The organism is Streptomyces muensis (assembly GCF_021474425.1).
Lineage (GTDB): Bacteria > Actinomycetota > Actinomycetes > Streptomycetales > Streptomycetaceae > Streptomyces > Streptomyces muensis.
Genome location: NZ_JAKEIP010000042.1, coordinates 1 through 16,591, shown reverse-complemented (window position 1 = coordinate 16,591; position 16,591 = coordinate 1). Strand labels below are relative to the sequence as shown.

8 protein-coding genes are annotated in these 16,591 nt (G+C 72.7%); 6 read left to right on the top strand and 2 right to left on the bottom strand.

Annotated elements, in window-relative coordinates:
* Positions 1 to 27: 27 nt before the first annotated feature.
* The 3 genes from L0P92_RS13850 (at position 28) to L0P92_RS13840 (ending at position 2,747) form a co-directional block, all read left to right on the top strand.
* Positions 28 to 828: a DUF899 domain-containing protein gene (locus L0P92_RS13850; RefSeq protein ID WP_234762915.1), complete on the top strand. Its 801-nt coding sequence runs from the start codon at positions 28 to 30 to the stop codon at positions 826 to 828.
* A 56-nt stretch (positions 829 to 884) separates the two neighbouring features.
* Positions 885 to 2,075, top strand: coding sequence for an MFS transporter (locus tag L0P92_RS13845; RefSeq protein ID WP_234762914.1), 1,191 nt, complete (start codon positions 885 to 887; stop codon positions 2,073 to 2,075).
* A gap of 108 nt (positions 2,076 to 2,183) precedes the next feature.
* Positions 2,184 to 2,747, top strand: coding sequence for a dihydrofolate reductase family protein (locus L0P92_RS13840; RefSeq protein WP_234762912.1), 564 nt, complete (start codon positions 2,184 to 2,186; stop codon positions 2,745 to 2,747).
* Positions 2,748 to 2,908: 161 nt separating this feature from the next.
* Here L0P92_RS13840 and L0P92_RS13835 read toward each other — a convergent pair whose 3' ends face one another.
* Entirely contained in the window at positions 2,909 to 3,802 is an 894-nt protein-coding gene (locus L0P92_RS13835) for an arginase family protein (RefSeq protein WP_234762911.1), read from the bottom strand.
* 328 nt (positions 3,803 to 4,130) lie between these two features.
* Here L0P92_RS13835 and L0P92_RS13830 point away from each other — a divergent pair, with 328 nt between their 5' ends.
* From L0P92_RS13830 to L0P92_RS13820, 3 genes are all read left to right on the top strand, one after another.
* On the top strand, positions 4,131 to 5,009 hold the full coding sequence (locus L0P92_RS13830; RefSeq protein ID WP_234762909.1) for an MHYT domain-containing protein: 879 nt from the start codon (positions 4,131 to 4,133) through the stop codon (positions 5,007 to 5,009).
* Positions 5,010 to 5,090: 81 nt separating this feature from the next.
* On the top strand, positions 5,091 to 6,593 hold the full coding sequence (locus L0P92_RS13825; RefSeq protein ID WP_234762907.1) for a metallophosphoesterase family protein: 1,503 nt from the start codon (positions 5,091 to 5,093) through the stop codon (positions 6,591 to 6,593).
* Between the two features lie 82 nt (positions 6,594 to 6,675).
* Positions 6,676 to 7,716 (top strand): LLM class flavin-dependent oxidoreductase, encoded by a 1,041-nt coding sequence (locus L0P92_RS13820; protein WP_234762903.1) that lies wholly within the window; start codon positions 6,676 to 6,678, stop codon positions 7,714 to 7,716.
* On the opposite strand, the gene L0P92_RS13815 is transcribed toward L0P92_RS13820, so the two are convergent.
* A partial coding sequence (locus tag L0P92_RS13815) for a non-ribosomal peptide synthetase (protein ID WP_372497259.1) occupies positions 7,673 to 16,591 on the bottom strand: 8,919 nt, incomplete at its 5' end. The two genes, L0P92_RS13820 and L0P92_RS13815, sit on opposite strands and share 44 nt — an antisense overlap.

Below are 16,591 nucleotides of genomic sequence, written 5' to 3'. Positions count from 1 at the left end.
AGCAGCACAACCGTGGGAGGTCCTGGAATGACTTCGACGTCGAACCTGCCGGCGGTGGTTTCGCGTGAGGAGTGGCTCGCCGCCCGCAAGGAGCTGCTGGCCAGGGAGAAGGAGCTCACACGGGCGCGGGACCGGGTCAACGCCGAGCGGCGGCGGCTGCCGATGGTCCGCGTCGACAAGCCGTACACCTTCGAGGGGCCGAACGGCCGGGTCGGTCTGCTGGATCTGTTCGAGGGGCGGCCCCAGCTGGTCGTGCACCACTTCATGTGGACGTACGACATCGACGCCGACGGCACCGAGCACCCCCGTGACACCGGGTGCAGCAGTTGCTCCTCCGCGGCCGACCAGATCCCCGCCAGGCTGCGGCAGCTGCACGTCCGCAACACCTCGCTGGCCGCGGTGAGCCGGGCGCCGTACGAGAAGCTCGCCGCGTACCGCGCGCGGATGGGCTGGGCGTTCCCCTGGTATTCGTCGGCCGGCAGCGACTTCAACTACGACTTCCACGCCACCGTAGACGACCGGGTGGCGCCGGTTCAGGTCTACCTGCGCTCCGAGGACGAGCTCGCCGAGGCGGGCATGCCGTGGTCGGCGGACCTGCGCGGCGACTATCCGGGCATCAGCGCGTTCCTGCGGGTCGGGGACGAGGTCTTCCACACGTACGCCACGTTCGGCCGTGGCATCGAGGAGTTCCACAACTGCTACCCGTACCTCGACCTCACAGCCCTGGGCCGCCAGGAGGACTGGGAGGAGCCTGAGGGCCGCGCGGAGCCGCTCGGGCTCGAGGTCGGCGGACCCGGGCTGCGGGTGCCCGACGAGTACGACACCTGACAGCCGGTGGCGTGCCGGGCCGGGTGCGGGCGGTGAGCGGCGTTACCGTCGGCGGCATGGACGGTGATCGCCGGGGGTGGCGTACGTGTCTGTCGGCCGGCGCGGTGTTCGCCGTGTGCATGGCCGGCACCACGCTGCCGACGCCGCTCTACGGCCACTACCAGGACAAGTTCGGCTTCTCCGAGCTGATGGTGACCGTGGTGTACGCCGTGTACGCCTTCGCGGTCATCGGTGTGCTGCTGCTCGTGGGCAACGCCTCGGACGCGGTGGGCAGGCGCCCGGTGATCCTGTGGGGGCTGGGCTTCGCGGCCGCGAGTGCCGTCTGCTTCCTGTGCGCCACCGGGCTGGGCTGGCTGTTCCTGGGGCGGCTGATGTCGGGACTGTCGGCCGGTCTGCTCACCGGGGCCGCGACGGCGTACGTGATGGAGCTGGCGCCCCCGGGCGGCGCGTCGCGGGCCACGCTGGTGGCGACCGCCGCCAACATGGGCGGCCTGGGGTGCGGCCCGCTGCTGGCCGGAGTACTGGCGCAGTACGCCTCCTGGCCGCTGTACCTGCCGTTCGCCGTGCACCTCGCCCTGGTGGCCTGCGCGGTCGCCGTCGTGCTGTGGCTTCCGGAGACCGTACGGGAGCGGAGTCCGCTCGGTACCGTACGGCCCCAGCGGCCCGGTCTGCCTCCGCGGGTGCGGGCGGTGTTCGGGCCGGCGGCCATCGCCTCGTTCGTGGGTTTCGCCCTGTTCGGGGTGTTCACCTCGGTGAGCCCAGCGTTCCTCGCCGAGTCCCTGAACGAACGCAATCACGCCGTGAGCGGGCTGGTCGTGGCGCTGGCGTTCTTCTCCTCGACCGCAGGTCAGCTCGCCGTCGGCCGGGTCGGGGTCGGCCGGTCGCTGCCGCTGGGCTGCGCCGGTCTGCTCGCCGGTCTCGCGCTGCTCGCGGGCGCGCTGCGCTGGGATCTGCTGGCGCTGGTGGTGCTGAGCGCGATCGTCGGCGGGACCGGTCAGGGGTTGTCGTTCCGCGGGGCGCTGTCCGCGGTCGCGGCGGCCTCTCCGTCGGAACAGCGCGCGGCAGTGATCTCGACCCTGTTCGTGGTGGCCTACACGGGCATCTCGGTGCCGGTGATCGGTGTGGGCGTGCTGGCCGATCCGATGGGCCTGGAGGGCGCGGGGCTGGTGTTCATCGCCTGCATGACCGTCCTGGTCTCGACCGCGGCGGCCTATCTGCTGCGGCGACCGGTGCCGGCGAGGACATGAGTTCCCCGCCATGCGCCGACCGCGCCCGGGATCCCGTGAGCGAGCGGCGATGACTTCCGCGCCTTGCGACGGTCTCACTGTCGAACCCCGTACCGAGGAGGACTCCTGATGCGCAAGGTGACCTATTCGATGAACGTCTCGCTGGACGGCTACATCGTCGGTCCGGACGGCAGCTTCGACTGGTCGGAGCCTGACAAGGACGTCTTCCGCTTCTGGATCGACGAGATCCGCGGGGTCGACGTCCACCTGCTGGGGCGGCGGCTGTACGAGACGATGCTGTACTGGGAGACCGCCGCCCAGGATCCTTCGCTCGACGACGACCAGCTCGAGTGGATCGCCCTGTGGAATCCGCTCCCCAAGGTGGTGTTCTCCAAGACGCTGTCGACGGTGCAGGGCGCCGCCCGCCTCGCCTCGGGCAGCCTCGCGGAGGAGATCGAGCGGTTGCGAGCCGAGCCGGGAGAGGGCGAGATCGCGATCGGCGGCGCCACTCTCGCCGCCGAGGCCGCCGCGTCGGGCCTGATCGACGAGTACCGGGCCGTCATCTACCCGGTGCTGGTCGGCGGTGGCATCCCGTTCTTTCCCCGGCACGAGCGCCGGGTGGACCTCGAACTCGTCGAGACCCGCACCTTCAACTCGAAGTTCCCCCTCCTCTGCTACCGCGTGCAGCGCTAGGGGGTGTTTTGAAAGTCCGGTGCGGTGCCCGCGGTGGTCGGTGCGTGCCCTCGGCGTGCCGGACGAAGGCCCTCGTAGCGGAGCTACTTGGGCCTTTGGCCGGTGCGGCGAGGGTGCGTGCCGGGCGCCGTGGGTGCTGTGCGGGACTTTCAAAACACCCCCTAGGTCGAGTCCGCAAAGGCCAGGCCTCGGCGCAGGCATTCGGCGAGGCGGGCGGCGATCGTGCCGTCGGGGTCGAGGCGGGGGTTGAAGATCGTGACGTCCAGCCCGACGGCTCCCGGGTCGCTCAGCGCCGTGCGCAGCACCGTCTGAAGCTCCTCCCAGCTCAGACCGCCGGGGAGTCGGTAGTCGACGGCGGGCATGATCGCGTCGTCCAGGACGTCGACGTCCAGATGGACCCAGAACCCGGCCCCGGTGCGGGCGGTGAGCCGGTCCACCGCCCGCCGTGCCGCCGTGGCGGCGCCCGAGGCCCGTACGCCGTCGAGGTCGACGGCGTGCAGCCCGGGCGGCAGCGGCTGCATGCCGGCCTGCTCCGATTCGTCGGTGTCGCGGAAGGCGAAGGCGACCACGTCCTCGTCCCGCACCAGCGGGCCGTGGCCCTCCAGGTCGGTGAGCGGCCGAGGTCCGCGCCCCGTGGCGAGGGCGAGGTCCATCGAGGCCGCCTCGCCGTACGGCTCCGCCGAGGGCTGGTAGAAGTCGGTGTGACCGTCGAGGAAGAGCAGACCGGGGCGTCGTCCGCGGCGGCGCAGGGCGAGGAGGTTGCCCAGCAGGATGCTGCAGTCTCCGCCGAGGACGACCGGGAAACGGCCCGTGTCCAGCACGTCGCCGACGGCGTCGGCCAGTCGGGCGGAGTAGTCCGCGATGCCGTGGGGGTTGAGTACTCCGGTGGTGGGGTCCCGTGTCGGGTCGTAGGCCGGCGGTTCGACGCGGCCGGCCCGTACGGCGTCGAGCCCTGTCGACAGACCGGCGTCGAGCAGCGCCGTCGGCAGGTCCTGGACCCCGGAGGGCCGCAGGCCGAGCACGGACGGTGCCTCGATGATCGCGAGTTCCCGCATGTCCGGCCCTTTCCGCCGCTGCCGCCTTCTGGTCGCCGCTGCCGCCCTTCTGAGTCCATCTGTGCCACATCCCGGGCACGGGCACCACTCGTGGCCCTCCGGTGCGGGGGCGGGGCACGGCCACCCGTCTCGTAGCAGGTCGCGGCAGGAGTCTCCGACGAAGGCGTGCGCCTGGCCGGAACTCGCCCAAGTGTGACCAAAGTTCAATCGCGATGGTGCAGGGTTCAACTGCTACCGGTGGTAAAGGCTTGCTTTACGCACTCTTGACACGTAGACCTTGCTCCACGACTGCATCACAACTGGCCAGAACTCTGGGGGGAGTTGGCTTATGCAAGGCACGGTTGACGGGTTCCGCTACGGTGCGGTGACCCCGGTGGCGGCCTATCTGATGGCCTGCCTGGGAGGGGCGTTAGGACTGCGCTGCATCGTCCGCTCCCTGCTCAACGGAGAGTCCTGGCGGCCCGGTTGGCTGGCGCTCGGCGCCGCGTCGATCGGCTGCGGCATCTGGACCATGCACTTCATCGCGATGATCGGCTTCCAGGTCGAGGAGGCCCGGATCCGCTACGACACGGGCCTCACCGTCCTCAGCCTCGCCGTGGCGGTCGTCGTGGTCAGCGTCGGCGTGTTCATCGTGGGCTATCGCGGGGCGGGCAAGGGTGCGCTGACCGGCGCCGGCGTGATCACCGGGCTCGGTGTGGCGGCGATGCACTATCTGGGCATGGCGGCGCTGCGCCTCGACGGCAGCATCCGGTACGACGTGTTCACCGTGGGCCTCTCGGTCCTGATCGCCATCGTCGCCGCGACCGCCGCGCTGTGGGCGGCCGTCACCATCCGCGGCTTCCTGACCAGCCTGGGCGCCAGCCTGGTCATGGGCATCGCCGTGTCCGGCATGCACTACACCGGCATGGCCGCCGTGAGCGTGCATCTGCACGGCACGGGCGGCTCGTCGTGGGCGGGGGACTCGCCCTCCTCACTGCTGCTTCCCATGCTCCTGGGTCCGGTCATCTTCCTCGTGCTGGCCGGAGTCGTGGTGATGTTCGACCCGCTGCTGGTCCTCGGCGACGGTGAGCGCGGCCGGTCCGGCACGGCTCGGCGCACCGGGACGACCGCGGGTGTCTTCCCCCAACCGTCTGCTCGTGACACGGAGTTCAAGGATCCCGTCGGCACGTCGCGCGGCCGTCGGGACCCGTACGCCCGCAGGGGGTGACTCGGGAGCGGCGGCGCGGCGACGCGCCCGGGCCGCGCTCCCCCCTCTCGGCGTTCTCTAGATCGTTGTTACGGTGCTCGGGTGTCTGACTCCTCACGCGATACCGCCGAAGGCGCCGGCTGGGGCGCCGCCGAACTCGGCACGTACAAGCGGCTGATGCCGCACAAGGTCGAGAAGATCTCCTGGCTCGACCCGAGAATGCTGTGGGCCGCCCGCAACGGTGTACTGGCGTCCTGGTTCGGCGACCCCACGGGCCGTATCCGCAGCCGCTGGGTGGCCGAGCGGGCGGCCGCGGGAGCGCCGGCCGACAAGGTGATCAGACGTGACGATCCGGACCGGTTCTCCTTCCTCGTCATCGGGGACACCGGAGAGGGCGACGACCCCCAGTACGCCGTCGTGCCGGGGTTCTTGAAGGCGGGTCAGGGCACGAGCTTCTCGGTGCTCGCGAGTGACGTGATCTATCCGGTCGGCAGTGCCGACGACTACGGCAGCAAGTTCTTCCGGCCGTACCAGGAGTACCAGGCGCCGATCTACGCGATACCGGGCAACCACGACTGGTACGAGGATCTCGGCGCGTTCATGCGCGTCTTCTGCGGCGACGCCCCGCCGCCGGCACCCGAGCCCGCGCCGCGTCCGCTCAGCCGGGCCTGGCTGCGGTCGCTGCTGTGGCACCGCCCGCGCAAGGGCGACGGCCAACGTCTCACCGAGCAGCGGACGTTGAGGTCGGCACCGGCCCAACAGGCCGTCCAGCCGGGGCCGTACTGGGCGATCGACGCCGGGCCCATACGCATCATCGGCATCGACACCGGACTGCTCGGGACCATCGACGCCGAGCAGGGCGCGTGGCTGCGCGAGGTGTCGCGGGATCCCCGCCCGAAGATCCTGGTCACGGGCTCGCCCCTGTACGTGGACGGCGAGCACCACCCCTGCGCGATCGAGGGCGGCGGGACCGTCGACGAGATCGTCCGCGACCCGGCGCACCGCTATGTCGCCGCGATCGGCGGCGACATCCACAACTACCAGCGCTATCCGGTGCAGGTGGACGGCCGCACGATCCAGTACGTGGTCTCGGGCGGCGGCGGTGCGTTCATGCACGCCACGCACACCATCCCGCGCGTGGACATCGGAAACGTCACCGAGAAGGAGTTCCGCTGCTATCCGCTGCGCGGTGACTCCCTGGCGTTCTACAGCAGGCTGTACGGCCGCCGGCTGCGTATGCGGCGCTTCTTCACCCTCAGCGAGGCCGAGGCGTCGGCCGTCGTCGCCGAGCGGCTCGGCATCCCGCTGACCCGGGCCCAACAGCGGACGGCCCGCATCACCCGGCGCACCCGTCTGGTGGCCGCCCTGCTCGGCGCGGGCCGCCGCCCCGACCGCACGGCACGCTTCCGCCTCCCGGTGCGCAAGATCTACACATCCTTGTTCTCCCCGAGCTCGGCGACGTACAGCCCGCCGTTCTTCAAGCAGTTCCTCCGTCTCGACGTCACCCCGGAGACCATCCGGCTGCGCTGCTACGCCGCGACGGGCAGCCTCGCCCAGGAGCTGGAACCTCCGGTCGAGGACGAGGTGACGATCCCGTTGGTCTGAGCGCGGGCGGCGGGAACAGGGCGGGGCGTGATCGAGTTGGCAGTGACGCACACCCATTGAATTTTCAATGATGGAGGAGTCCATGCCGTCGACCTCACGCCCGCTGCGCAAGCTGGGCTTCCTCACCATCGGGCTCTTCGACGAGGCGGAGCCACGCCGGGGCCATGAGTCCACGCTGGGGATCATCGAGCTCGGCGAACGGCTCGGCTTCGACAGCGCGTGGCTGCGCCACCGTCATCTCCAGTACGGCATCTCCTCCCCCGTCGCCGTTCTCGCCGCCGCCTCCCAGCGCACCAGCCGTATCGAGCTGGGCACCGCGGTCATCCCGCTCGGCTGGGAGAACCCGCTGCGGCTGGCAGAGGATCTCGCGACGGTCGACCTCCTGTCGGGCGGCCGCCTCAACCCGGGCGTCAGCGTGGGCCCGCCGATGCACTACGACCGGATCAAGGAGGCCCTCTACCCCGACACGGCCGACGCCGAGGACTTCGGCTACGAGCGGGTGCGAAGGCTGCTGGACCTCGTGCGCGGCAAGCCTGCCACGGACTTCAGCGGGGTCGAGGGCTTCGAGGTGTTCTCCGACCGAGTGCAGCCGCACTCCCCCGGCCTCGGCAGCCGTATGTGGTACGGCGGTGGCAGTCTGAGTTCGGCGCGGTGGGCCGGTGAGCACGGGATGAACTTCCTGACCAGCAGCGTCGTCAAGGCGGAGGGTCCCGAGGGCGCGGCGGCGACGGCACCGGACTTCGCGGAGATCCAGCTCTCCCACATCCGCGCGTTCCGCTCCCACCACCCCGACGGCGAGAACGCCCGTGTCTCCCAGGGCCTCGTCGTCATCCCCACCGACTCCGCCACGCCGCGGCAGCGCGCGAAGTACGAGGAGTACGCCGCCAAGCGCACGCCGCGCACCACGTCCCCGCAGGGTCCGGCGCGGCTGCTGTTCGCGCCGGACCTCGTCGGCACCTCGGCTCAGATCGCCGAACGCCTCCACGCCCACGCGGCGTTCCGCGAGGTGGACGAGGTGGCGTTCGCGCTGCCGTTCACCTTCGAGCACGAGGACTACGTGCAGATCCTCACCGACATCGCTACCGGGCTCGGTCCGGCGCTGGGGTGGCGCCCGGGCGGATGACCCGGTCGAGCAGGTGCAGCGGCGCGGGCCGGATCCCGGCGGCCTCCACCGCGTCCCAGTGCGCGAGGGCGCCGGGCAGGTCGACGAGGCCATGCGTCAGGGGCAGTTCGCGCGCGGGCGGGCCGGAACTCCTGAGGTGGGCGTGGAGCAGTGACTCCAGTCGGCACGAGGCCAAGGTGCCCTCGATCCCGGGCGGCCGTAGCGCGAAGCCCGCGCTCGCCACGGCAGGCAGGTCCTCGCCGAGCCGGGTCCCGGTCCGGTCGAGGGCCAGCAGGCCGCCTCCGACGACCAGCACGTCCTGCTCGCGACTCATACGGTCCAGTGCGCTCGCGGTGTCGAAGCAGTGCGGGAAGGAGTCGTCGACCACGATCGTGCCGGGGCGCAGCCGGTCCACGTCCAGGAGACGCGTCGCCCCGCTGACGGCGGTGACGATGACGTCGGCCCCGTAGACGGCGGCGGGCAGGGTCTGCCCGGACTCGACGACCTCGACCGGCATCCCCGGATGCCCGGACGACAGCTCCGCGGCCAGCCGTTCGAGCCGCGCGGCGCCTCCGGGCAGGTCGCAGAGCAGCAGTCGGGCCGGCGGAGAGGGCGCGGTCGCCAGCAGCAGCCGTAGGGACGAGACGCCGATCGAACCGCAGCCGACGACCGCCAGGGTCAGCTCGTCGAGGCGGCGGCCGGTCGCCGCGAGCGCGACGCCGACGGTCTTGACGACGGCGACGGTCGTCGAGGCGTGTCCGGTGGTGAGCGCCACGCCGGACGTCGTCTCACGCAGGACGTCATAGCCGTAGCCGGTGAGCGACGGGATCATGCCCGCGAGCGAGACACAGCGGGCGCCCAGCGAGGCGGCGTGCTCGACGGCGCGGGCGGTGCGGGCCGCCAGATCGCCGGCCGGGGCCAGCTCGTCGGCGAAGAGCGGGAGGGCGACGAACCCGGAGTTCCCCAACGGGGTCCCGGTCTCCTCCAGCAGACGGGCACGACCGTCCGGGAAGAGGAGCGAGCGGATCTGCTCACGGCCGAGGCCGGGAGTGTCGTGCGGGAGTCCTGCCAGGGCGGCGAGGTGGTGGGGCGCGGGCAGGTATCCGACCAGCGCGGCGTCGAGCCGAGGGCGGCGGCGGCCGACGGGACCGCGAACGGCTTCCCGCAACTCCCTCTCCAACTCCCCTGCGAATCCGGCCACTTCAGTGGAGGTGAGGGCGGCCGCCGAGGCCCGTACGGTGACGCGCAGGCCCTCGCCGTCCGCCACCGGACGCACGGCCAGGAAGACGTCGGTGCCCAGCGGCGGCGGGGCGAGGGAGGTGTCGGACTCGTCGGGCCGAAGCGACAGGGTGCCGCCCGACTCGAAGCCCAGGGAGGTGAAGTCGAGGAAGGTGAAGAAGAACTGGGCGTGACACGGCAGTCCCGCAGCCGTGCGCACATCGCTGGGGCCTTCGGCCCGTGCCAGATCGGCCTCGACCGACAGACGCCGCAAGTCGTCCTCGAAGGCGGCCGGTTGGCCCCCGTTGTCCGTGGGCAGCGTGGGGCGCAGTGTCACCGCCTCCGCGAACGGGCCGAATACCCGATGTGCGTCCGCCGTGGACTCCTCGCGTCCGGTGACGGCGAGACCGAGCATGAGGTCGCGCTGTCCGGTGAGTTGTGCGAGTGCCCGGTAGTACCCGGTGAGGAGCGGTGCGTACAGGGTGCGGTGGGCGGCTCGGGCGAGTCGGCGCAGTGCGGTGGTCGTGGCGGGGTCCAGGGTGAAGCCCCTGGTGTGGAACGCCCGTGGGGAGTCGGTGGCCGGGTCGGAGTCGGTGCTCGGGTCGGCCGGTCGGCGCAACGCGGGCGGCGTGTAGGGCGCGCGGAGTCGGGCGCGGTACGCGTCGGCCTCGGGACCGTGCGGGCGCGGTCGTACGGCGGAGTGGGTGACGTGGTCACGGAAGGTGCTGTCGAGCGGCGGCAGGCCGTGGGGCAGACCTCGGTCGAGGCGGTCGTAGGCGGTGAGCAGTTCCCCGGCGAGGAGGGCGGCGCTGTAGCCGTCGCCGATGAGGTGGTGCGCGTGGACGAGGAGCACGTGCTCGCCGGGTGCCAGGGTGAACAGCCTCAGCCGGAGCAACGGCCAGGCCCAGGGCTCCAGTCGGCGCTGCGCCTCCTCGGCGATCCGCCGCTCCAGCAGCTCGGGATCCGAGAGGGTCTCTGTCTCCACGGGCAGCCGCAACGAGTCCGGCAGTTCCTGCTGGACGGGCGGACGGGTGCCCGCCGGGAAGAGGGTGCGCAGCATCGGATGACGGGTCACCAGGACGTCCACGGCACGCTGGAGGACGTCGTGGCGCAGCGGACCGGTCAACCGGAACCGGGCGAGCCAGCCCGAGCCCGCCTCCGGGTTGATCGTCTCGGCGAGCAGGAAGCCCCGCTGGGAGGGCGTGAGGGGGTAGGGCGCCTGGGACTGCGCCGGGGCGGGGCCGGGGTGCGGGTCCGGCGGGACGTCGGTGGCCGCGGTGTCGACGGCAGCCGCGAGGGCGCTGAGGGTGCGGTGGGTGTAGACGGTGGTCGGCCGTGGGACCGCGGGCAGTTCCTCGCGCAGGCGGGCGAAGAGTTCCAGCACCATGATGGAGTCACCGCCGAGCCCGAAGAAGTCGTCCTCGCGGGTCACGTCCGGTACGTCCAGCAGGGCCGACCAGATACGGGCCAGGGTGCGCTCGGTCGGGGTGGCGGGCGGAGTTCCGGGGCCGGAGTGCGAGGGCTCGGGGTGGGGCTCGGAAGCTTCGGGATGAGGCTCGGAGGGTCCGGAGGGTTCAGGATCGGGCTCGGAGGCCAGCAGAGCGCGGTCGATCTTGCCCGTGCCGGTCAGCGGGATCACCGGGATCGAGCGGATGCGTCCGGGCAGCATGTAGGGCGGCAGCACGCGGGACAGGAAGGCGCGTATCGCGCGTGCGTCCGGCTCCGCCGAGCCGGAACGGGGCTCGACGTACGCCACCAGGCGTCCCTCGACGAGCAGTACGGCGGCGCGGGCGACGTCCGGGTGGGTGAGCAGCGCGGCCTCGACCTCGCCGAGTTCCACCCGGTGGCCGCGGACCTTGACCTGGTCGTCGAGGCGGCCGAGGAACTCCACTACCCCGTCCGGCGACCGGCGGACCCGATCGCCGCTGCGGTACCAGCGTCGCCCGTCGCGCTCGACGAAGGCCCGCGCGGTGAGCTGCGGCTCGCCCAGGTAGCCGGGGGTCAACCCGACACCGGCGATGAGCAGTTCACCGGGCTCACCGGGCGCGCAGGGACGCCCGTCGTCGGTGACGACGGCCAGTTCGGTGCCGGCCACCGGCCGGCCGATGGGCAGCTGTCGTACGTCGTCGGCCGGACGGCTTTCGATGACATGGCAGGTGGCGTTGATGGTGGACTCGGTGGGCCCGTAGAGGTTGGAGATCCGGTGCTCCGGTCCCCCGCGTCCGTCGAGCAGGTCGAACCAGCGCCGCACGTGCGCGGCGGGCAGTGCCTCGCCGCCGACATGGACCCAGCGCAGCGCCGACAGGTCCGGTGGTGTCCCGTCCCGCCTCGCGCGGGTCTCGGCGGCGGTCAGGAGCCGCTCCCACAGCGTCGGCACCGAGCTCCACACCGTGATCCGGTCGTCGACGATCCGGTCCAGGAGGGCCTCGGGGTCGCGCAGGAGGTCCCGGGTGAGGGTGTGGACGGTGGCACCGGCCAGCAGCGGTGCCAGCAGCTGGCGCACGGAGGCGTCGAAGCAGACGGACGCCGTCTGCGCGAGGCGGTCACCGGGGCGGTAGCCGAAGGCGGTCAGTGCCCAGTCGAGGTAGTTGAGCATCGACCGGTGGGTGATCGGGACGGCCTTGGGGCGGCCCGTCGAGCCCGATGTGAAGATGACGTAGGCGATGGCGTCCGGATCGGCGGGCGACGTCACCTCGTTCGGGACCGGCGAGGCGGACGTCCGGTCGTCGAGCGCGACCGGCGTGATCCCGTCCAGCGCGGTGACCGCCTCGTGTGTCGCGGTGTGGCAGACGACCACGCCGACGCCGGTGCGTGTCACCTGGTCGCGTACGCGGGCCAGGGGATGGGTGGCGTCCAGAGGTACCCATCCCGCGCCCGCCCGGAGGATGCCCACGACGCCGACGACGGTGTCCGCGCCCGGTTCGGTCAGCAGGCCGACCAGGTCGCCGGGGCGTACGCCGCTCGCTCGCAGTCGGGACGCGAGCGTGCCGGAGGCGGCGTCGAGTTCGGCGTAGGTGAGCGTGGTACGGCCGGTGTCCACCGCCACGGTCTGCGGTGCGGCTCGGAAGCGGGCACGGAGGCGGTCGACGATGCCTCCGTCGCTGTCGTGCTGCGAGGGAAGGGTGGTGAACTGACCGGTCACTGCCCGCAGTTCCTCGACGTACTCCCCCGCCAGGCGTTCGACGGTCTCGCGTCGGAAGAGGTGCGCGGGGTGGTTCCAGGAAAAGTGCAGGGTCGCGTCCGCTTCCCAGCACAGCAGTCCGAGCCGGGTCGCGGCGGAGGCGGTGGCCGCCGCGGTCGGGGTCACGGTGACCGGCCAGTCCCGGCCGTGGCGCACGGGGAAGCGGGCGAAGCTGAACCCGGCCGGGGCGACCGTACGCGGGGCGGGGCCGGTGGTGGGCAGCAGCGCGGCGATGTCGGGGCTGGCGAGCGTCGCGTGGGACTCCGCCTCATGCCAGATCCGCCGCAGCCGCCGGGCCAGCACGGGAACCGGCTCGTCGGGGTCGACGGTCGCGAACACGGGCAGCGTGTCGGCGAGCGGGCCCACGAGCCGGTCGATCCCGGGCAGGGGAGCCTCACGTCGGGCGCGGGCCACGTTCACGGCGATGGCCCGCTGTCCGCCCCAGCGGGCCAGGCAACGGCCGTACACCGCGAGGAGCAGGTGGAAGAGGGAGACCTCGTGGCGGGCGGCCACCGCGCGCAGCGCGTCGGTGAGCGCAGTGTCGACGGTCGTGTGGTGGTGGGTGAGCGGAGGCACCGGGAGTGCTTCCGGGTCGCCGTCGTACGGCAGTGCCCCGGCCGTGACCACGGCGGTGTGCTGCGCGATGCGGTCACGCCAGTACCGCTGGTCCCGGGTGAAGGCTGGGGACTGCCGGCCCGCGGCGGTCAGTTCGGCGTAGTCGATGAACTCGGCCCTGGGTGCGGCGAGTTGAGAGGTCCGGCCATGGGCGAGATCGGTGTAGAGCCGCCAGAGTTCCTCGCACAGCACCTTGAGGCTGAAGCCGTCCGCGGCGCTGTGGTGGACGACCAGCAGCAGGTGAGCGAGGTGCGGGTTCTGCCGGTCGCGGACAAGGACGGCGCGGGCCGGGTCCTCGGCGGTCAGGTCGAACGGCCGGTTGTACAGCCGCTGTTCGAGGTCCGACAGGGATGCCGTGGTGGCGTCGGACTCGTGGACCGAGTACCAGCGGGGCGCCCGGTCGGTGGGCTCGGCGGGCGCGGTGTACTGGCTCGGCGGTGTGCCGTCCCCGGTGATCCGCAGGCGGAGCATGGGGTGGCGGGCGGCGAGGTGGGCGAGTGCGCGGCCGAGGAGGTCGGGGTCGAGGGGGCCGTGGACGGTCTGGCGGAGATAGCCGTACGCGGTGACGCCTTCGTACAGCGCCTCGGTGGTGAGGAAGGCGCGCTGGAGGCGGGTGAGGGGGTACGGGGTGTGCGCCGGGGTGCGGTGCTCGGTGGTGGCGGCCGGCGGAGGGGACGGCCGCGGGCTCTGTGTACCGAGGTAGGCGGTCAGTTCGCCGATCGTGCGGTACTCGAAGAGCAGGGTGGCGGGCAGCGGCAGCCCGAGTTCTGTCTCCAGGCGGCGGGCCAGGTCGACGGCGGTCAGCGAGTCCAGCCCGAGGGCGAGGAACTGTTCGTCGTCGCCGATGTCGTCGGAGGCCCGGTGCAGGGCCTCGGCCAGCAGGTGGCGGACCAGGTCGGCGGTGCGGGCCGGGTCGGTCACTGGGGTGGTGGCCTGGGCCGGTGCGAGCCGGGCCGCGGGCGACGAGGCGTCAGCCGGAAGGCCCGGAAGGGCTGCCGCCGCTACGGAACTCTCGCCCTCCTTCACGGACCGGGGCGTCCGAGCCGGATGAGGCGGCGTACGGACCAGCACGTGCGCGGCGCCGGTGGCCACGGCCGCGCGCAGCCCCGTGATGGCGGCACGCGTGCTCATGGGGCTCAGTCCGTGGCCGCGCAGCCGGGTCTCGGCCGACGTCCCGGCAGCCAGTCCCGCGTCGGCGACGGGACCGAAGCCGATCGACTGCCAGGGCCGGCCGGCCAAGCGCTCGGCGGCGGCGAAGGCGTCGAGGAAGGCGTTGGCCGCCGCGTAGTCGCCGAGCGCGCCTGCGAGACCGGGCAGCGCCGAGGCCACGGACGAGAAGGCGACGCGTACGGCAGGTTCCTGGCCGTGGCGGTCCATGGCCGCGGCGAGCACCAGGGTGCCCCGTACCTTCGCGGCGAGCACCTGCTCGATCTCGTCGTCGGTCTTGGCGCGGAGGGTGCCGGGCCGGACCGTGCCCGCGGCGTGGAAGATCCCGTCCAGCGGCGGCAGGGACGCGAACAGGGCGTCCACGGCGGCTTCGTCGGACACGTCGGCCGCGTGGTAGCGGGCGCGGGCGCCCCGGGCACGCAGGTCGGCAAGGAGTTCGTCGGGGACGGTTGCGGAACGTCCGGTCAGGATCAGTTCGCATGCGCCACGGTCGGCCAGGTCACGGGCGACTGCGGAGCCGAGCGCACCGGCGCCGCCGGTGATCAGGTAGGTGCCGTCCGGCGGCAGGTCGGCGGGCGGCGTCGAGGCGTCCGCCGCTTCGACCGGCGTACGGCCGAGCCTGCGCCCCGCGCGCCAGGCCACCACGCCCTCGGCGCCTGTCTCGTGTGCCGAGTACAACTCCCGTTCCAGGGCGTCGACCCGAGCGTCGAGCGGGTCGTGGGAGGACAGGTCCACACTGCGGGCGGCGAGCCCTGGGTGCTCGTCCGGGAGTGCGAGTGCGAAGCCGTGGAGGAGTGCCCGGGCGGGGCGCGGCCGTTCTGGCGAGGCGCCGGTGACGTACGCGTCCTCGGTGACCGCCAGCAGTCGGGAGCAGTGGGTGGGGAGGAGGTCGAGTACGTGGCGCAGAGAGGCTGTCGCGGAGGCCGGGGCCTGCCGTCCTTCTGCGCCGGTGCCCGGGACCTGCCGTCCGTCTGCTCCGGCGTCCCCGTCTCCGCCCAGCCACACCACGGTGTCCGCCGACGCCGGACTGCCCGGGTCATGCGCGCGGTCGTCCCCAAGAACCGTCACTCCACGGCCGGTGAGCCGTTCGGCCAGGGCCTGGCCGAGTTGCCGGTCGGCACCGATCAGCCGGACCACGCGGGGTCCCTCCGCGGGCGTGAGCGGTGCGGCCGCCCAGTCGAGCCGGCGCATCAGGGGCGTCGTGCCGGGCTTGCGCGGCCAGTGGCGGGTGCGCTGGAACGGGTACGTCGGTACCGGCACCCTCGGGCGGACAGCAGAGCGGGTGGTCAGGTCCAGCGCGGCTCGGTTCAGGGTCGCCCGGTTCAGGGCCGCGCCGCGTGTCCACAGCCGGCCCGCCGTTTCCAGCAGCGCCCGTGCTCCCGAGGGCTCCGCGTCACTGCCCGGCGCTGAGAGCCCTGCCGCCAACACCGCCGTGTCCACGGCACCTTGAGCGCTCGCGACCGCGCGGACGGCCCCGCCGAGGCTGTTCCCGGGTCCGAGCTCGACGAACGTGTCGTAGCCCTCCTCCAGCAGCTTCGCGACAGCCGCACCGAAGCGCACGGGCCGTACGGCATGTGCCTGCCAGTAGTCGGGCGTGAGGCCGGGCCGCCATGCGCCGGTGACCGTGCTCAGCATCGGAACGGCCGCCGGTCTGACGGTCAGGGCCTTCGCGGCGTCCCGCAGCGGATCGAAGACCGGCTCCAGCAGCGGTGAGTGGAAGGCATGGGACACGCGGAGCCTGCGTACGGCCACGCCGCGGCTCGTCAGCTCCGCGAGCGCGCGGTCGACGGCGTCCTCGTCGCCCGAGATCACCACCTGCCCGGGCCCGTTGACGGCGGCGACGCCCAGCGCGCCGTCGGACGCGGAGACGAGCCCGGCGACGGTGTCCTCGTCGCCCCGGACCGCGGCCATGGCTCCGGGGCGGGCCAGTTCGGCCACCAGCCGTCCGCGTTCCGCGGCGAACCCCACCGCCTCGTCCAGGGTCAACGCACCGGCCACGCACGCGGCCGCGATCTCGCCCACGCTGTGCCCGGCTACGGCGTCGACCGACACTCCCCACTCCGCCAGCTGCCGGGCGAGCCCCACGCCGAAGGTGACGAGCAGCGGCTGCGCCACCTCGGTCCTGGCCAACTCTCCGGGATCCGTCCGGGGGTCCAGGGACCACTCGGCGAGCGACCGCCCACGAATGGGACCTGTCAGCGACGAGGCCTCGTCCAGGACCTCCCGGAACACCGGCGCCGACCGGTACAGGTCGCGTCCTTGGCCGGGTCGCTGGGCGCCCTGGCCCGGCAGGAGGAACACCGTGCGTGGGCGGGACCGGACGGGAGTGAGGCCCGCCGTGGCCGTGCGGGCGGCGTCGAGACGGTCCGCCAGGTCGCCCTCTGCGACGACGGCGAGCCGATAGGGACCGTCGTCGCGCGCGGTGTTCACGGCGGCGCAGATGTCCGCCTCGTGGGCGTCCGGGTGCGCACGGACATGAGCGGCCAGGTCGGCGACGGCCTCGCGCAGGGCGTCGGAACTGCGGGCCGACAGGGTGAGCAGGTGAGGGCCGGGGGTGGCGGCCGGTGCGGAGGTTATTCGCGCGGACGCTGTTCGTTCGGTGGTTGTTCGTGCCGAGACCGTTCCTGCCGCAACCGTTCCTACCGCAACCGCTCCTGCCGAGGCCGCTCCCGCCGACGGCCCTTCAGATCCCTCCGACCCGCCCGGCTCCCCCGC

Excerpts from the sequence above, each read along its gene's own strand:
- L0P92_RS13850 (WP_234762915.1), top strand. The coding sequence starts at position 28 with ATGACTTCGACGTCGAACCTGCCGGCGGTGGTTTCGCGTGAGGAGTGG.
- L0P92_RS13835 (WP_234762911.1), bottom strand. The coding sequence starts at position 3,802 with ATGCGGGAACTCGCGATCATCGAGGCACCGTCCGTGCTCGGCCTGCGG.
- L0P92_RS13820 (WP_234762903.1), top strand. The coding sequence starts at position 6,676 with ATGCCGTCGACCTCACGCCCGCTGCGCAAGCTGGGCTTCCTCACCATC.
- L0P92_RS13840 (WP_234762912.1), top strand. The coding sequence starts at position 2,184 with ATGCGCAAGGTGACCTATTCGATGAACGTCTCGCTGGACGGCTACATC.
- L0P92_RS13845 (WP_234762914.1), top strand. The coding sequence starts at position 885 with ATGGACGGTGATCGCCGGGGGTGGCGTACGTGTCTGTCGGCCGGCGCG.
- L0P92_RS13830 (WP_234762909.1), top strand. The coding sequence starts at position 4,131 with ATGCAAGGCACGGTTGACGGGTTCCGCTACGGTGCGGTGACCCCGGTG.